Origin of the sequence: Pigmentiphaga litoralis (assembly GCF_014651835.1) — a bacterium.
In the GTDB taxonomy this organism is placed as follows: domain Bacteria; phylum Pseudomonadota; class Gammaproteobacteria; order Burkholderiales; family Burkholderiaceae_B; genus Pigmentiphaga; species Pigmentiphaga litoralis.
Genome location: NZ_BMXQ01000001.1, coordinates 2,404,492 through 2,421,315, shown reverse-complemented (window position 1 = coordinate 2,421,315; position 16,824 = coordinate 2,404,492). Strand labels below are relative to the sequence as shown.

General features: G+C 66.5%; 16 protein-coding genes. 7 read left to right on the top strand and 9 right to left on the bottom strand.

Translation table 11 applies throughout. The features are described 5' to 3' along the window. Positions 1–33: 33 nt before the first annotated feature. Both IE116_RS10930 and IE116_RS10925 read right to left on the bottom strand, forming a co-directional pair. A complete protein-coding gene (locus IE116_RS10930; protein ID WP_189612362.1) occupies positions 34–936 on the bottom strand; it encodes an NAD-dependent epimerase/dehydratase family protein in 903 nt (300 codons plus the stop codon). A gap of 109 nt (positions 937–1,045) precedes the next feature. Next, a complete protein-coding gene (locus IE116_RS10925; protein WP_189612360.1) occupies positions 1,046–1,801 on the bottom strand; it encodes an enoyl-CoA hydratase/isomerase family protein in 756 nt (251 codons plus the stop codon). Positions 1,802–2,000: 199 nt separating this feature from the next. Here IE116_RS10925 and IE116_RS10920 point away from each other — a divergent pair, with 199 nt between their 5' ends. Continuing rightward, positions 2,001–3,029, top strand: a complete 1,029-nt coding sequence (locus IE116_RS10920; protein ID WP_189612358.1) for an alcohol dehydrogenase catalytic domain-containing protein — start codon at positions 2,001–2,003, stop codon at positions 3,027–3,029. Beyond that, complete coding sequence (locus IE116_RS10915) at positions 3,026–4,528, top strand: class I adenylate-forming enzyme family protein (protein WP_189612356.1); 1,503 nt, start codon at positions 3,026–3,028, stop codon at positions 4,526–4,528. The genes IE116_RS10920 and IE116_RS10915 overlap by 4 nt, the downstream gene beginning before the upstream one ends. A 49-nt stretch (positions 4,529–4,577) precedes the next feature. On the opposite strand, the gene IE116_RS10910 is transcribed toward IE116_RS10915, so the two are convergent. Continuing rightward, positions 4,578–5,552 carry a Bug family tripartite tricarboxylate transporter substrate binding protein gene (locus tag IE116_RS10910; protein ID WP_189612353.1) on the bottom strand — a complete coding sequence of 325 codons (975 nt, stop codon included), beginning with the start codon at positions 5,550–5,552 and terminating at the stop codon, positions 4,578–4,580. Positions 5,553–5,759: 207 nt separating this feature from the next. Between IE116_RS10910 and IE116_RS10905 the strand changes: the two genes are divergently transcribed. From IE116_RS10905 to IE116_RS10895, 3 genes are all read left to right on the top strand, one after another. Continuing rightward, complete coding sequence (locus IE116_RS10905; protein ID WP_189612352.1) at positions 5,760–6,548, top strand: IclR family transcriptional regulator; 789 nt, start codon at positions 5,760–5,762, stop codon at positions 6,546–6,548. Between the two features lie 181 nt (positions 6,549–6,729). Next, positions 6,730–7,773 (top strand): Bug family tripartite tricarboxylate transporter substrate binding protein, encoded by a 1,044-nt coding sequence (locus tag IE116_RS10900; RefSeq protein ID WP_189612349.1) that lies wholly within the window; start codon positions 6,730–6,732, stop codon positions 7,771–7,773. 180 nt (positions 7,774–7,953) lie between these two features. Beyond that, positions 7,954–8,991 (top strand): uroporphyrinogen decarboxylase family protein, encoded by a 1,038-nt coding sequence (locus IE116_RS10895; RefSeq protein WP_189612347.1) that lies wholly within the window; start codon positions 7,954–7,956, stop codon positions 8,989–8,991. A 19-nt stretch (positions 8,992–9,010) separates the two neighbouring features. Here IE116_RS10895 and IE116_RS10890 read toward each other — a convergent pair whose 3' ends face one another. The 3 genes from IE116_RS10890 to IE116_RS10880 all read right to left on the bottom strand — a co-directional run bounded on the left by IE116_RS10890 (position 9,011) and on the right by IE116_RS10880 (position 12,246). Continuing rightward, positions 9,011–10,102: a mandelate racemase/muconate lactonizing enzyme family protein gene (locus tag IE116_RS10890; RefSeq protein WP_189612345.1), complete on the bottom strand. Its 1,092-nt coding sequence runs from the start codon at positions 10,100–10,102 to the stop codon at positions 9,011–9,013. 1 nt (position 10,103) lies between these two features. Next, complete coding sequence (locus IE116_RS10885; RefSeq protein WP_189612343.1) at positions 10,104–11,090, bottom strand: tripartite tricarboxylate transporter substrate binding protein; 987 nt, start codon at positions 11,088–11,090, stop codon at positions 10,104–10,106. Positions 11,091–11,238: 148 nt separating this feature from the next. Beyond that, a complete protein-coding gene (locus tag IE116_RS10880; protein WP_189612341.1) occupies positions 11,239–12,246 on the bottom strand; it encodes an asparaginase in 1,008 nt (335 codons plus the stop codon). A 53-nt stretch (positions 12,247–12,299) separates the two neighbouring features. On the opposite strand from IE116_RS10880, the gene IE116_RS10875 reads away from it, so the two are divergent. Then, complete coding sequence (locus IE116_RS10875; RefSeq protein WP_189612339.1) at positions 12,300–13,238, top strand: LysR family transcriptional regulator; 939 nt, start codon at positions 12,300–12,302, stop codon at positions 13,236–13,238. On the opposite strand, the gene IE116_RS10870 is transcribed toward IE116_RS10875, so the two are convergent. From IE116_RS10870 to IE116_RS10860, 3 genes are all read right to left on the bottom strand, one after another. Beyond that, positions 13,228–14,370: an NAD/NADP octopine/nopaline dehydrogenase family protein gene (locus IE116_RS10870; protein ID WP_189612336.1), complete on the bottom strand. Its 1,143-nt coding sequence runs from the start codon at positions 14,368–14,370 to the stop codon at positions 13,228–13,230. The two genes, IE116_RS10875 and IE116_RS10870, sit on opposite strands and share 11 nt — an antisense overlap. A gap of 2 nt (positions 14,371–14,372) precedes the next feature. After that, positions 14,373–15,371 (bottom strand): Bug family tripartite tricarboxylate transporter substrate binding protein, encoded by a 999-nt coding sequence (locus IE116_RS10865; protein ID WP_189612335.1) that lies wholly within the window; start codon positions 15,369–15,371, stop codon positions 14,373–14,375. 111 nt (positions 15,372–15,482) lie between these two features. Beyond that, complete coding sequence (locus tag IE116_RS10860) at positions 15,483–15,854, bottom strand: DOPA 4,5-dioxygenase family protein (protein WP_189612333.1); 372 nt, start codon at positions 15,852–15,854, stop codon at positions 15,483–15,485. A gap of 131 nt (positions 15,855–15,985) precedes the next feature. Here IE116_RS10860 and IE116_RS10855 point away from each other — a divergent pair, with 131 nt between their 5' ends. Continuing rightward, positions 15,986–16,759 (top strand): SDR family NAD(P)-dependent oxidoreductase, encoded by a 774-nt coding sequence (locus IE116_RS10855; protein ID WP_189612331.1) that lies wholly within the window; start codon positions 15,986–15,988, stop codon positions 16,757–16,759. The last annotated feature ends 65 nt before the right edge of the window (positions 16,760–16,824 follow it).

Here is a 16,824-nt window from a genome sequence, read left to right as displayed (position 1 = left end):
TAAAAAACTCCTGTTGGTAAATGACAGCGCGGCTCAGGCCAGCGGCATGTCGTGTTCGATCCAGTCGGTCACCGACGCATGGCGCGGCGACCAGCCGAGGTCCCGACGGGCATGCACGCCGCGTACCCGGCTGTTGGAACCGAAGGAATAGCGGGCATGACCCCGGCCCCATTCACGGGTGGCTTCGTCCACTGTCCACGACTGGACCGGGCCCAGGCCCAGGCGGCGCGCGATGGCGGCGCCGATTTCCGCAAACGAGGCTTCACCGTTTTCGACGAAGTAGAAGGCGCCTGCGGGGGCGGCTTCCAGCGCCAGGCGGTACAGCTCGACCACGTCCTCGATGTGTACATTCGACCAGCGGTTCACACCTTTGCCGACTACATGCACCACGCCGCTCTTGCGGGCCTGCTCGACCAGGGGCGGGATTTGCACGCTGTCGGCATGCAGTCCGGCGCCCCGGCCGTAGATCATGGTGTTGCAGATGACAACGCCGCGCACGCCCTGTTCGGCGGCGTTCAGCACCAGTTTGTCGATGGCGTAGCGCGCCTGTTTGCCGTCTTCGACGATGAAGGGAGTGTCTTCATCAAAGATGCGGTCGGACAGGCGATCGCCGCCCACGTCGTCGCCGATCAGGCTGGACCCGCTGGTGTGAAGCAGCGGCTTGTTGCTGCCACGCAGGCCGTCGATGAGCGCTTCGATCGCGCCGCGATGGTCGCTGTCGGCGGCATTGATGACGGCATCGGCGCGGCGGGCCGCGTCGGCCAGCACGTCGGCGTCGTCAAGCGTGCCAACGACCGGCTCGATGCCCAGTTCCTTCAGCTGACGCGCCTTGTCTTCGTTACGCGCCAGGCCGCTGACGGTATGGCCGTGCTGTTGCAGATGATGGGCGATCGAGCCGCCGATGAAGCCGGTCGCGCCGGTGATGAAAACGTGCATGACACACTCCGATAGGTAGGAACAGACTGCAGTGTCCTCCTGTCGGGGGTTGCGAAAAACCCGTCATGGGTCCAATCATATTTGACTGTAGATCAAGAATCCGCAGCAATCAGTTGTCGCGGACGCGGCCCGCGCCGGGGGTGTGGTTGACGACGTCACCAAATTCCTTGGACTCCAGGATCGCCACGCGCGCCGCGTCGATGGCCGCCGCATGCTCGCGGATGCGGCGGCGGCGGTCGAGCAGGATCAGGTGTTTGGTTTGTGCCATGGCGGCTGCCGAATTGGCGACCAGACGGTCCGCCAATTCCAGCGCGGCCTGCCAGCTGTCAGGCACGACTTGGTCGACCAGGCCGATGTCGAGCGCCTGTTGTGGGGTCAGCATGCGCGCGGTCAGCATCAGGTCCAGCGCCCGGGCTTCGCCCACGATGCCCGGCAAGGTCAGGGCGCTGACACCCGACAGCATGCCGTGCTGCGTTTCCGGAAAGCCGATCTTGCCGGTGGCGGCGGCAATGCGGAAGTCGCAATGGATGGCCAGGGTCAGGCCCATGCCGACCGTGAAACCGTGCAGGGCCGCAATGACCGGCTTGTTCAGTTCAACACCGATGCCGGGAATGGCGCGCATCAGCGTGTCGGTATCGACCATGGTTCCGGTGGCCTGCATTTCCTTGATATCGGACCCGGCGCAGAACGCGCGGTCGCCGGCGCCGCGCACGATCAGCACCTTGACGGCGGGGTCATCGTTCGCCGCCTGCCAGATGTCGCCCAGCGCGCGTTTGCTGGCCGTGTCCAGAGCGTTCATGCGCTCGGGCCGTTGCAGAAGGACTTCATGGATGCCGTTGGCAACGGGCCGGAATTCGATGGTCATGGACGCTCCTTGTCATGACGAGCGGACGTTGGGCGTTGACACCCTGCGGCTCGAGTCCCAAACTATAGCCGATGTGTGCGATATAAACAGACTGTGCATATAACGCACATCCAGGCGGGCTTTGCGGTGGTGCGACAGCGATTCTTCGCCGCCGCATGCCAGCCCTGCCGCCAGCCCCCCGTTCAATCCTGGAGTTTCCATGAAAGCCGTCATCCTTTCCGCCTTTGGCGGTCCAGATACCCTGCAGGTCCAGGAGGTCGACATGCCCCGTCCGGGGGCGGGAGACGTGCTGGTGCGCGTGCGCGCGGCGGGGATCTGCCACCACGATATCCTGCATCGCGCGGGCAAGCTGCCGGGCGCAAAGACCGGCGTCGTGCTGGGCCATGAAACCGCGGGCGAGGTGATCGAGGTCGGCGCCGACGTCATCACCCACAAGGTGGGCGACGCCGTCGTGATCTATCAGCGCCAGTTCTGCGGCCTGTGCCGCAATTGCCTGCGCGGCCGGCAGGACATGTGCCGCGCGCTGGGCCTGCCGGCGGTCGATACGGTGGGTGGCTATGCCGAATACGTGAGCGTGCCAGCTACCATGGCCATCAGCGTGCCCGCCGGCTTGCCGTGGCAAGCGGCCGCGCTGGCCTGCTGCCCGATCGGCACCAGCCTGCGGGCGCTGCGCACGCTGGCCAATGTCAGCCCGGGCGATTCGGTGCTGATCACCGGCGCGAGCGGCGGGCTGGGCATCCATCAGATCCAGATCGTCAAGGCCCTCGGCGCGCGGTCCATCGCGGTCACCTCCAGCCCGGCCAAGGCCGAGCACCTGAAAGCGCTGGGCGCCGACGACGTGGTGGTGGCCCCCGACCTGAAGTTCGGTGCCGAAGTCTGGCGCCTGACGGGCAAGCAGGGCGTGGACGTGGCGATCGACAACCTGGGCATGACCCTGCCGGAAACGCTGCGCACCATGGCGCAAGGCGGCATCGTGGTCGTGCTGGGCAATCTGGATGGCAAGCCAGTCGATGTATCGCCGGGTCTGCTGATTGGCCGCCGCATCCGAATTGCCGGATCGGGCAGCGCCACGCTGGAAGATATCCGCCATGCTCTGGCCATGCTCGCCAGCGGGCAGATCAAGCCGATCATTTCGGCCACCGTGTCGTTCGACGAAGCGTCGCACGGCCATGCCCTGGTCGATGCCAAGGCGGTGGAAGGCCGCGTCGTGATGGAAGGCTGGTCATGAATGTGGGCAGTGTCCTGCGCCGCTGTGCGCAGCAGTGGCCTGAACAGCTTGCGGTCATCGACGCGGACAGCGGCCGCGCCTTGTCGATAGGCGAGTTCACGGGCCTGGCCTTCGGCCTGGGCGCATCGCTGTGTGACCAGGGACATGCATTCCAGGACCGGTTGGCAATCCTGGGCGACAACACGTCGGACTACCTGCTGTGGGACTACGGGCTGATGTCGGCAGGACTGGTGCGCGTGCCGCTGGATCCCAGCCTGAGCCTGGATGAGCAAGCCGCGCAGTTGCGCGATGCCGGCGCGCGGCTGCTGGCTTTTGGTCATGAACATGTTGAACGCGCACAGGCGCTGCGTGCTGCCGTGCCCGAGGTGCGCATCGTGCCGCTGGAAGTGGACGCAGCCACCGCGCCGCGCCGCGCCGAGCCGCTGGCGCGGCCCGCGCCCGATGCCATGGCGTCGCTCAATTACACGGGCGGGACGACCGGAGTGCCCAAGGCCGTCATCATCACGCACGGCAGCCTGACGTCCGCCTTGCACAACATCGTGACAGGCCGCGGCCAGGGCCCGGGCGACGTGATGCTGAACATGCGGCCGATCTGGCCCATCGCGGCCATTGTCGTGTTTGCGCAGATCGCTGCGGGCGGCACGGTCGTGCTGGCCGGGCGCTTCCAGCCGCAGCGTTTTCTGGACCTGTTGCAGCACTATGGGGCAGCATCCACCTCACTCGTACCGACGCATCTGGTGCGCTTGCTCAAAGAGACGCGGCCGCAAGACACTGACCTGGCGGCCCTGCGCACGATCGACGTGGGCGCCGCCGCGATTCCGCCCGAGGTGTTCCAGGCCGCCATCGATGCGTTCGGACCGCGCATCGGCATTATTTATGGGCTGACCGAAGCGTCGTGGAGCTGTTATCAGTCGCCCGAAGCGCTGCGCGATCCGGCCACGCGCGAGGCGCGCATCCGCACCGCAGGTCGTCCCTTGTTCGGATGCGAGGTGCGCATCGACGGCAATGACGGCCCGGCCGCGCCGGACGTGGAAGGCGAAGTCTGGATCCGGGGCGCGCACCTTGCCGCGGGCTATTGGGGCAAGCCGGACCTGACGGCGCAGACCTTCCAGGACGGCTGGTTCCGCAGTGGCGATCTGGGCATGCTCGATGAGACGGGCGTGCTGCGCATTACAGGCCGCTTGAAGGAAGTGATACGCACCGGGGGCAAGTCGGTGTTGCCCGACGAGGTCGAGCGCGCTGTCTGCAGCTACCCGGGGGTGGCCGACGCGGCGGCGGCGGGACTGCCGGATCCGGAATGGGGCGAGCGTATCGGCGTGCTGGTGGTGCCGCAGCCCGGGGCCGACGTGAACGCCGAACGCCTCCTCGCGCATTGCGGCGCGGTGCTGTCGGGATTCAAGAAGCCGCGTGTGGTCCGGTTTGCCGAAAGCATTCCCAAGTCGCACTACGGCAAGATACAGCGGGCAAAGGTCCGGCAGATGTTGCTGGATCAGGACTGAGCGCGCTCAAGGTTGATGCGCGCGGCGTGTGGCCGCACGCGTTGCATGCTTATTCCGAGATGTGCGCCGCATTCACGATCTGCTGCGACTTGACCGATGCCTGATCGATGAACGCGCGAAAGCGCGCGCCCGAGATGCCCGAGGGATCGAGTCCCTGGCTGGCGAACCAGGTCTTGACTTCGGGATTGGCTACGACCTTCTTGACGGCGCCTTCCAATGCGTCGATCACCTCTTGTGGAAGGTTGGCCGGGCCCCAGAACCCGTACCAAGTCGAAAAGTTCACTTCCGGAAAACCGGCCTCGGCAAAGGTCGGTACGTCGGGCGCGAGCGGACTGCGCTTGTCGCCCGTGATCGCCAGGGCCTTCAACTTGCCACCCTTGACCGGCGGCAGGGACGTCAGCAAGGGATCGATCATGCCGCTGACCTGGCCACCCATCAGATCGACCAGGGCGGGCGCCGTGCCCTTGTACAGAATGGTGGGCACCGGCAACCCGGCGCGAAACTTGAACGACTCCACGGCCAGGTGACCCGCCGCGCCGAAGCCGCCCACGGCGAAGTTGAATCGCTCGGGATTGGCCTTGGCCTTGGCAACGAAGTCCTGCGCCGATGTCGCGTTCACATTGGGCGCGGTCACGAACAGCAGGGGGCCCGAGGCCACGAGATTGAGCGCCGTCAGATCCTTGATGGTGTCGAAGCGCGGCTTCTCTTTCATGATGAAGGGATTGACCACCACGGTCGACGCCGTCAGCAGGAGCGTGTAGCCATCGGCAGGGGACCGCGCGACGGCCTCTGCGCCGATGGTGCCGGATGCACCCGCCCGGTTTTCGACGATCACCCGCTGATTGAGGGTGTCGGTCAGGCGCGCCGCCACCGTGCGGGCGACGGCGTCCACCGCACCGCCGGCCGCGAAGGGCACGACCAGCCGGATGGGCTTGTCAGGGTAGGCTGCCGGCGCGGCGCCAGGCAGGGCAATCGCCAGGGTGGCAGCGATCGAAAACGGCGTAAAGACGGGACGAAACGGCATGCGGCACCTTCGGAAAAAAGCTGGCGTGATTCGATAGCGACGCAGTCTACGCCGCCGTGCACCGGGATGTCCCCACCGCCTCAGACTGATTTCTTATGTGTATATTGCGCACTTGCAGTGTGTAGTGTGCACACAAAGACTAGCGACCGGCCTGCGTCGCGTCAATCGGAAAAAGCGCCAGTCACGCCGCTGGGTTAAAAAGTCGCCATGACTGCTCCCACTCCCGATGCGGCCTCCGCCGCCATGCCCGCCACCACCGCCACCGGGCGCGTCCAGGTCATCGATCGCGCGTTCATCGTGCTCAATGCGCTGCTGCCATTGCCCGACGGCGCGTCGGCGCTGACCCTTGCCAACCTGACGCAGATCGACCGCACGACAGTGCATCGCCTGTTGCGGACGCTGCTGCACTGGGGAATGGTGCAGGCGCGGGACGGGGTCTATACGCTGGGCCCGCAGTGCCTGGTGCTGGGCACGGCGCAGCAGGACCGCCTGGGCGTGCGCCGGGCCGCGTTGCCCCATGCGATCGAGCTGCAGGAAAAGGGGGTGGGCAAGCGCCGCGCGGTGGTGTCGATCTCGGTGCCCGCACTGGACCACGTGGTCATCATTGAACGCATCTGGACCCCGTCGACGCCGCTCAACATCATTACCGACATCGGCACCCGCTTTCCGATGGACGCCAGCGTGAGCGGCCGAGCGGTGCTGGCGGCCATGACGCCTGAAGCCGCGCAGGCGCGAGTCGGGGCGCAGCGCTATGCCGCGGTGGCCAGCCGACTGGAAACGATCCGCGCAGAGGGAGGTATCTCGTTCGCGTTGAGCGAGATGCGGCCGGGCGTCGGCACGATGGCGTGCCCGATCCTGGGCCGCAATAACGAACCCGTGGCCGCGATCATCGTGGCGGGGCTGTCGATCGATGACGAACTGCGTGCCGATGCACCGCTGGCCCAGCACGCGCGGCGGACTGCCGCCAGCATTTCGTCGGCGTTGCGGTCGGCGTGATCCGGGCACGCCGGCCCGCGGCGCCCGCTATCACTTAATTCGATAACAGATGTCGGTGCCGCGGCTCTTGCGGGGCAGTCACGTGCCCGTGACAATGGGTTCAACAACGGCGCGTCCTGCGCCGCGACGATAAAGGCACGCGGATCGACGCGTGCCAACAAGAAGACCCATTGGAGACCGCATGTCCACGCACCCCACGCACCTTGCCGGCGCGCCCGCCGCTGCGCGCGCCACCGATACGAATCCGCTGACCCGCCTGCTGGGTGCTGCCTTGCTGGGGCTGTCCCTGACCGCGGGGGTCACCGCGACATCGACCGCCCACGCCCAGTCCTATCCCAATCGCCCCGTACGTGTCGTCATTCCTTTTGCGCCGGGCGGCAGCAATGACATCGTCGGCCGCTTCATTTCCGATGAACTCGGCAAGAAGCTGGGGCAGACCTTCGTGGTGGATAACCGGGGTGGGGCAGGCGGGACCATCGGCACGGACCTGGTCGCGAAGGCGCCCGCCGACGGCTACACCCTGCTGCTAATATCCACGCCCCACACGGCAAACTCGACCCTGTACAAGAAGCTGCCGTATCGGCCAGCGCAGGACTTCGCGCCCATCGGCCGGATTGCCACGGCATCGCAGGTCATCAGCGTGTATCCGGGACTGCCGGTCAAGTCGCTGCCGGAACTGATCGCGTACGCCAAGGCCAATCCGGGCAAACTCAACTATGTGTCGTCGGGCATTGGCAGCTCGCAGCATCTGGTGACCGAGATGTTCGCCAGTCAGGCTGGCATTCAGATGACTCATGTGCCGTACAAAGGCGCCGGTGCGGCGCTGGCAGACGTCTCGGCGGGTCACGCCCAGGTGTCGGTGGGCACGGTGCTGCAGGCCTTGCCCCACATCAAGGGCGATCGGTTGCGCGCGCTGGCCGTCAGCGGCGGGAACCGGCAGGCCGTGATTCCCGATGTGCCGACCGCCGCCGAATCCGGTCTGAAAGGCTTCGAGCCGGACAACTGGTGGGGACTGCTGGCGCCAGCCGGCACGCCGCCCGACGTGGTCAATACGTTGACCAAGACCATGGGCGAGATCCTGGCGCGGCCGGACACCATCAAGAAGCTGGAAGCCGAAAGCGCCACGGTGGCCTACCAGGCGCCTGCGGACTTCAGCAAGTTCATGGACAGCGAAACCACCAAGTGGGCGGCGCTGATTCGCAAGCTGAACATCCAGGCGGACTGAGGCCGTAACGGTCGATCGGACTTGAGTTTTTTTCATGTTTCATTGAAACGAGCTCAAGTTTGATTGCGCTCAATTTTATGCAAGAATAGCCAGCCGGCCGCGGGCTCCCGCGGCCGCTCCCCACGGTCCGCGCGGGCTGTCGTCTTGCCGGGCCCCACGTCAAATCAGACAGGATTCCCGATGACGATACTGCTCCCAACTTCCCTCGTGGGCTCCTACGCACAGCCCGATTGGCTGATCGATCGCCAAAAGCTGGCGGGCCGCTTCCCGCCTCGCGTGCGGGCGCTGGAACTCTGGCGCGTGGCACCGGAATTCCTTGAACAGGCTCAGGACGACGCGACCATCCATGCGATCCGCGAGCAGGAACGCGCCGGTCTGGACATCATCACCGACGGCGAAATGCGCCGCGAAAGTTATTCGAATCGTTTCGCTACTGCCCTGGACGGCGTGGACATCGACAATCCCGGCACGGCGCTCGATCGCAGCGGCCATCCCAATCCCGTGCCGCGCGTGGTCGGCAAGATCAGCCGCCGCCATTCGGTCCAGGTGCGCGACGTGGAGTTCCTGCGCGCGCATACCGATCGCAAGATCAAGATCACGGTGCCGGGCCCGTTCACGATGGCGCAGCAGGCGCAGAACGATTTCTACGAGACCGACGAAGAGATGGCGTATGACTACGCCGCCGCGGTCAATCTGGAAATCAAGGACATGTTTGCGGCCGGCGCCGACATCGTGCAGATCGACGAACCGTACATGCAGGCACGTCCGGAAAAAGCACGTGAGTACGGCGTGAAGACATTGAACCGCGCGCTGGAAGGGGTGGAAGGCCAGACGGCCGTGCACATCTGCTTCGGTTATGCGCACGTGATTCATGAGCGGCCCGCCGGCTATTCTTTCCTGCCGGAACTGTCGGCATGCTGCGCGAATCAGATTTCGATCGAGACGGCGCAGTCGTCGCTGGATTGTTCGGTGCTGGAAAAACTGGAGAACAAGACCATCATCCTGGGCGTGCTGGACCTGTCCACCAATGAAGTGGAAACGCCGGAAGTCGTAGCAGCGCGTATCCGCAGGGCCTTGCCTCATGTGTCGCCAGAGCGCGTCATCATCGCGCCGGACTGCGGTCTGAAGTACCTGCCGCGCGACGTGGCCTTTGGCAAGATGAAGGCGATGGTCGACGGCACGCGCATCGTGCGCGAAGAGCTGATGGCGACTGCGTAACCGGGTCCTCGTTCGACGGCTATGCGGCGTAGGCCTGGATCCTGTCCCAGTCCACATAGTCGTCGGGCGATGCGACATCGGGCAGCACAATGCGCCCGCGCGTCACCGTCAGGGGCAGCGCCGTCACCTGGCGGGTCAACGTCAGGAAGAAGGTCTGCTCGGCCGGCATCAGCCGCAACCCGTCGGGAACCGCGGCGGCCTGCTGCAGGTTGATGAGTGTGCCCAGTGCGCTTTCTGCATAGATGCCCACGGCGACCCGTGCACCGCGAGCCTGCGCCAGCGCGCCGATGACGCCCGCTTCGGCCATGCCGATGCGGCCGGGCTTGGTGCTCAGTGCCCGGGCGCCCCGTTCCAGGAACAGCCGGGCATCGGTGGCCGTGGTGCAGGCCCTGTCGACCAGGATGGGTATGCCCACGCTGTGCTGCAGCGCCTGGAAGTGGCTGTCGGCTTCGAGCGGACAGGGGTCTTCGGCGATGGCGACGCTTTCGTCTTCCAGCATGCGCACATACGCGGCGGCTTCGCTCGGCCGGTAGGCGCTGTTGGCATCGACATTCAGCACGATGGCATCGCCCACGGCCGCACGGATACGGCGGATGGCGTCGCGATCGGTGTCCATGCCCTGCCCACCTTTGACCTTGAGCGCGCGCAGCCCGAGCGACTGGACTCGGTCCGCGGCTTCGCGCGCCATGGCGCCGGGGGATTGGCGGGTGACGGTCCAGGTCACGTCCACGCCGGCCGTGCCGCCCAGATACTTCCACAAGGGCTGGCCGGCCGACGATGCGCGCAGCATGGCGCAGGCGGTTTCCACCATGCCTTTGGCCAGCCGGTTTTCGGGAAAGGGCGCCAATGCCGTGCTGACTGCGGCGGCGTCGCCCACATCGACGGCGGCCAGCGCAGGCATGAGCAGATCGTCGAGCACGGCCGTGAGCGAGCGGAACGAGACGCCCGACCAGGTGGCCTTGACCGTGCCTTCGGCAAGTCCGACCGCGCCGTCATCCGACTCGAGCCGCAGCAGGCTGTAGCAGCCTTCGGATTCGATGGCGTTGGCCCAGACGATCTCCTGCTGATAGGGCAGGCGGTAATGGAACAGCGACCACCTGGCAAGCCGCATGTCAGTTGACCGTGATGTTGGCGTCTTTGACGAGCTTGCCCCACACGCCCATTTCACGCTGGATGTGCTGCTTGAAGGCATCGGGCGTGGTGCCCAGCATTTCAACGCCTTCCGCGCTGAAGGTCTCCTTCATTTCCGGCGTCTGCAGGATCTTGACCAGTTCCTGGTTGAGTTTCGCAACGATCGCCGGCGGCGTGCCGGCGGGCGCAGCGTAGCCCCACCATCCGGCGGCGTCATAGCCGGGCAGGGTCTCGCCGATGGTGGGCAGGTCCGGCAGCGCCGACATGCGTTTGGCGCCCGTGGTTGCGATCGGGCGCACGCGATTCGCCTTGATGAAGGACTGCGCGCCGGTATAGGTGCTGAACGAGAACTGCACCTGGTTGCTGACGAGGTCGGTCGTGGCCTGCGCACCGCCTTTGTACGGAATGTGCAGGGTCTTCACGCCGCCCAGGCTGTTCAGCAATTCGCCCATCATGTGGGCGGTGCCGCCATTGCCGGTCGATGAGAACGACAGTGCGCCGGGCTTGGCCTTGGCCATCGCCACCAGGTCGGCCACCGTCTTGACCGGCAAAGCCGGCGCCACGATCAGCACATACGGCGACGTGGCCGCCAGCGTGATGAAGCTGAAGTCCTTGATCGAGTCGTAGGGCAGGTCGGGCACCAGGCTGGGATTGATCGAATGCGACGCCGCAATCTGGAGCAGGGTGTAGCCGTCGGGCGCCGCGCGCGCGACGTATTCGGTGCCGATCGCCGTGCCACCGCCCGGCCGGTTTTCGACAATGACCGGTTGCTTGAGCGCTTCCGACAGCTTGGCGCCGACGCGCCGGGCAAGCACATCGTTGATCGCGCCCGCCGTGTACGGGACGATGATGTGGATGGCCTTTTTCGGATAGCCGTCGGCCGAGCCGGCGGCTTGTGCCCAGGCAAGGGCAGGGACGGCCAAGGTCGCGGCGAGCACCGCGGTCGTGAGCGTTCGGATGGCGCGCATGGTTGTCTCCGTGGTCGGATGGTCGCACCGCCCGACATGCTGGACGCTGCGCCTCCGTTTTTCTAGATCGTTGTCGATGTCAACTACGAGGTCGGCCAACGATACCACCAAGAAGTTGCAGAAATCAACTATTTGCCGGGCGCCCGGACTAGGGCGTTACCCGGGGTGTGGCCACGGCGTCGAAGCGGCCCTGCAGCGCGGCAGCAGCCTCGCCGGCGCCCAGCGCAAGCATCAGCAGGACACGGCTTTTGCCGGGGTCCAGATCACCCGAATGGAGGAAGGGTTGGTCGTCGTCGGGCGCGCAGCGCGTAACCGTGCCGCGGCCGCCACGGCTGGCCCGCACGACCACCACCCCGGCGTCGGTCGCGGCGCGCAGCCGCGCCGCCACGGTGGTCGGCACGGCGCCGTTGCCGGTGCCGGCCCACACCAGACCGGCAACGCCTTCGGCCACCAGCGCGTCGATGGGCGCCGTCGAGCAACCGGCATAGCCGACCACGATGTCGACCGCTGCCAGCGGTGTGCGCACCGAGAACGGCGACACCGGCGCCGCCATTCTTGGCAAGGGATCCCGCCAGCGGATCGCGCCGTCGTACACCGCACCGATCGCGTCGTCGCGCAGGCCGAAGGCATCGAGCGACGACGTATGTTGCTTGGCGACGCGGCGCGCCGCCAGGATGCGGGCATTCATCACCGCCAGCACGCCCCGGCCTGCGGCGCGCGGGTCGGCCGCCACCCGCACGGCATCCGTCAGGTTCTGCGGACCATCGGACAGGGTCGCGCTGGCCGGACGCATCGCACCGGTCAGCACGACCGGCTTGCGCGTCTGCACGGTCAGGTCGAGATACCAGGCCGTCTCTTCCAGGGTGTCGGTCCCATGTGTCAGCACCACCGCGTCAATGGCGGGATCGTCGACTGCCGCCTGCACCCGCTGGCCGACGGCCTGCCAGAAGGCAGGTGTCGCATCCTTGCTGTCGATCGCGGCGATGTCTTCGGCAACCAGGGTGGCCAGGCCGTCGAGCGCAGGCATGCGCGCCAGCAGGGCGGCGATGCCCAGTTGCGCCGCGCGATAGCCGATCAGGTCGGCGGCGTCGTCAGCCAGGCCCGCGATCGTGCCGCCAGTGGCGAGCAGGGCAATCCGTGGCAAGGGGTGTGTCATGATGGTTGGACTCAGCGAGAGAACGGGCAGGGAACAGTGCAGGGAACCGCGACATGAACGATACGCAGCGCTTGATGGCATCGCTCCGGATGCGACAGCTCGAACTCGTCAGCACACTGGCAGATGCCGGCACGATGCGCGCTGCCGGACTTGCACTGTGCCTGAGCACGGCGGCCGTCAGCAAGGGGCTGCGCGAAATAGAGTCGCTTTTTGGCGTGGCGTTGTTTCATCGTCTGCCTCGCGGCGTGGTGGCCACATCCGCGGGGGAGCTGGTGATCGAGCGTGCGCGGCTGCTGTTGTCCGAAGTCGGGCAACTGGCCGACGCGTTGCGTGAAAACCGCAGTGGCACCAATCCGACGCTGAAGATCGGCGGCCCGCCGTTTCTGGCGTGGACCTGGGTGCCCGCGATCCTTCGACGCCTGCAGGTCGATGGCAACCATCCGCCGGTGCGCATCATCGAAGGCCGGCTGGTGGACATCTGCCGCAAGCTCGAGGCGGGCGACATCGATGTCCTGATCACGATGAACACCCCGTCCGAGCTGGGCGCGCTGCGGCCCGACGGCTTCGTGATCGAGCAGGTGGGCAGCGAGCCGTGGATCGCCGTGTGTTCGCCGGACCACCCCATGGCGCAGCGGCATGAGCCGATGCCCTGGTCCGAACTGCGGACGGCCGCCTGGATCCTGCCGCCGCGGCCCACCCATGCGCGCATGATGGTCGAACAACTGCTGTTGCAGCAGGGGCTGGCGCCGATTGCGCCGGCCATCGAGTCCACCAACGCCATCACCAATCTGGAACTGGCCGAACAATCGCTGGGATTGACGCTGTTGGCGCGGTGCGCCTGTGCCGACCGCCTGGCGCGCGGCACCCTGGTCGAGGTGCCGCTGTCGCCTGCGCCGGCGCCCGTGCCGATTGCACTGGTGTATCGGCTCAGTGCCGGCCGGCATGGCGCCGTGGCCGCGTTCCGTGCCGCGACGCACGGCGTCAGCGCCTAGGCGGGTCCTGCCGGCACCGTGCCTGCAGGGACGCCGGCGTATCGGCCGCCAGGCCCAGCGCATCGGGCAGGAAATTGCGCCGGCGCCAATCCGTCTCGTAGACCGCATCGAAGATCGTCAGTGCACTGCTCAAGGTCGGCGTGGGCACGTTGGCCAGTCGCCCCAGGGCTTCCTGGAAAGCCAGGCCAAAGGGCGCATCCTCGATCACATAGCGATGCGACAGACTCGCCGGCCCGTCGGGACCCATGCCGCCCTCGTGAATGGCCTGCGCCATATCTTCGAGCGGACCAAACGGCACGCCATAGGACTTCTGGTAATGCTGCTGCAAGGTCGGCAAGGACAGGCCAAAGGCCTGCGCCACCGCCAGCCGCTCCGCATCGAGCCGGTCCGCCAGCCGCGCCACTGCACGATTGAAGCAGCCGAACAGCGGCCAGCTTTCGCCGCGTTCCATCCGCGACAGGTTGGGAATCACCTCGGCCGCGTGTGCGATGGGATTGATGTTGGCCAGCGTGGGCGCCAGCAGGCTGTCCGATGCCACGAAGCGCTCGCCAAACAGCCGCTCGCAGGTGGCCAAGGCATCGTGAGGCCGGCCGCCGGTCGTGGCCAGGTCGATGCGGTCGCGCCACCGGTTCAGGTGCAGCAGGCCATCGGGCCGGAAGTACGCCGTGGTCAGCGTCGTGCCCCAGGCCGTGACTTGCAGCGACACACCGCGGCGCGCGGCCTCGTCGGCGATCCACAAGGACACCAGCGACAGCGCGCCGCTGATGATGACCTGCTGCCCGGTGCGCCAGTGGGGCGCCAGCGCGGTCAGCACGTCGGCATACGCGTTGCCGGGCAGGCACACGACAACGATGTCCGCATCGCACAGCCGGGTCGCATCCGCCAGCCAATCGACGCGGATCGTGGTGTCCAGCGCGCCAGTACAGGTGAAGCGGGCGGTCGACGTGCGCACGGCATGGCCATCGCCTTCGCTCGACGGCGATGGGTCGATCGTCAGCCGCGCGCCGGTGGGTGACCACATGGAAACGTGATGGCCACGGGTGGCCAGGGCAGCGGCGGTCGCGCAGCCTATCGGGCCGGCGCCCACGACGGCCACGCGCGGCGCGCGAGCCGGGAAATGGGGAAGCGTCATGATCAATCCAGCGAGATGTGGCGGTCGCGGATGATCGCGCCCCACTTGGTGCTTTCCGTCGTGACCGAGCGAGCCAGTTCTTCAGGGCCGGCGTTCACGATCTCGACCCCCTGGCGTTGCAGCTTGTCGCGCAGTTCAGGGTTGGCCAGCGATGCGCGGGTGGCGGTGGCAAGCTGCTGGACCACCGCCTTGGGCGTGGCGGCGGGTGCAAACAACGCAAAGGTCGTGGTCGACTCGAAGGCCGGCACGCCCGACTGGCTGACGGTGGGCACATCGGGCAGTTGCGTGGAGCGGGTGTTGCCGGTCACCCCGATGGCGCGCAGCCGGCCGGTGTTGGCGAACGGCGCGGCCACGCCCAGGTCCAGGAACGCGGCATCGACTTCGCCGGCAGCGACCGCCTGGGTGGCCGGACCGCCGCCCTTGTAGGGCACGTGCGTAAAGGTTGTGCCTGTCAACGACATGAAGAGTTCGGCTGCAAGGTGGCTGGTCGACCCATTGCCGCCCGACGCAATATTGAGCTTGCCGGGCGTCTTGCGTGCCTGTGCGAGCAGATCCTGCACACTGCGCGCCTCCAGCCCGGGGCGTACGGCTAGGATCAGCGGGCTGGCGGCCAGCAGGGCGATGGGCGCAAGGTCGCGTTCCTGCTGATAGGGCAGGCTTTTGTACAGATGCTGCGCGATCGCATAGGTGCTGTTGGTCGCCAGGACCAGTGTGTAGCCGTCGGCCGCGGCATGGGCGACCTGCGCGTGGCCGATCGTGCCGTTCGCGCCCGGCCGGTTGTCGACGACAACTTGTTGCCCGAGCTGCTTGCTCAGTTCGATCGACACCGTGCGCGCCAGCAGATCGGTTGCGCCACCCGGCGACCAGGCCACGACGACCTTGACGGGCCGGTTGGGGTAGCCGTTGGTCGCGGTCTGGGCGTGCGCGGTCGCATGCAGAACCGGCGCAATCGCCAGCGAGGACAGGACAGCGAGCAGACGACGGCGATGCAGGGAATTCATGGCACGGACCCGGAAAGGAAGAGACCGGATCAGTGTAGGGACGCCATGGTTGACGCACGAGCGACCATTCGTCAACGTGCGTTAACCAGCGGTTAAGGCGGGTATTGCGGATCAGGCCGGGGCGCCGTCCCGTTCCGAAAGCCGTTCGCCCTTGATCGCCCGCGTCTGCCCCAGCCAGATGCCGTGCGACAGATGGTCCCGCCGCGGCCACCCGGTGTCCGGATGCACCAGGATATCGAGTCCGTCCCGGTTGAGCATCAGCCACGGCACGAAGCTTGCAAACAGTGCCGGTGCGAACAGCGCCTGATACATCGCCGCCGTGTGCGGCCCGACCGGCACGTCATGCCAGCGGCCCAGGCGCACCTCGAAGCGCTCGGCGATGGCATCGCGCAGGCGCGCCGCGGCGTCGCGGGTCGTGGCCGGGTCGTAATAGATATGGGCGTGGTAGTCGCGGATGGCCGCGGGATCGGGCAGTTCGGGCATGGGGCAGCGGGCGCAGGCGTGACGGTGCGACCGATCATACCGTTTGACGCGCCCCCGCCAACTGGCGACCATACGCCCGGCACCCCGCTTTCAGATTCATTCACGCATTCATTCATTACAGGAAGCACAACGTGGAACTCGGACTTCAAGGCAAGGTTGCCGTCGTGACTGGCGCAACCGCAGGCATCGGCTACGCGACCGCGCGCAAATTCGTGGAAGAAGGCGCCCGCGTGGCGATCTGCGCACGCACCGCCGAATCGGTGGAACGCACCGTCAAACAATTGCAGGACCTGGGCGGCGACGTGTTCGGCATGGCCGCCGACATCAGCCAGCCGGCCAGCATCGATGCCTTTTTTGCGGCGGTAGACAGCACCTTCGGCCGCATCGACATCCTGGTGAACAACGCGGGCACGTCCAAGCGCGGTCCGTTCCTGCAGATGACGGACGAAGACTGGGCCGGCGACATGGAGCTCAAGGTCTATGGCGCCATTCGCTGCTCGCGCGCCGCGATCCCGCACATGAAAAAGCAGGGAGGCGGCCGGATCATCAACCTGTCGACCATCGGCGGCAAGCAACCGGCCGCAACGTCCATGCCGACTTCGGTATCCCGCGCGGCCGGACTGGCCCTGACCAAGGCGCTGTCCAAAGAACTGGCCGGCGACAACATCCTGGTCAATGCCGTCTGCATCGGGAAGATCAAGGCGGGCCAGCACGAAAAGAACGCCGCGGCGAAGGGCGTGGCCATCGATGACTTCTACACCGACTTTGCCAAGGACATTCCGCTCAAGCGCGTCGGGGAAGCCGAAGAAGCCGCCAACGTCATCGTGTTCCTGGCGTCTTCAGCCGCCAGCTACGTGACCGGCAGCAGCATCAATCTGGACGGCGGCGCATCCGGCGTGCTGTAAACCTTTGTCGCACGCCGTCACCGGGTGTCATGACCCGGCCCTTTGCGGCGGCGTGCAACGGGCGT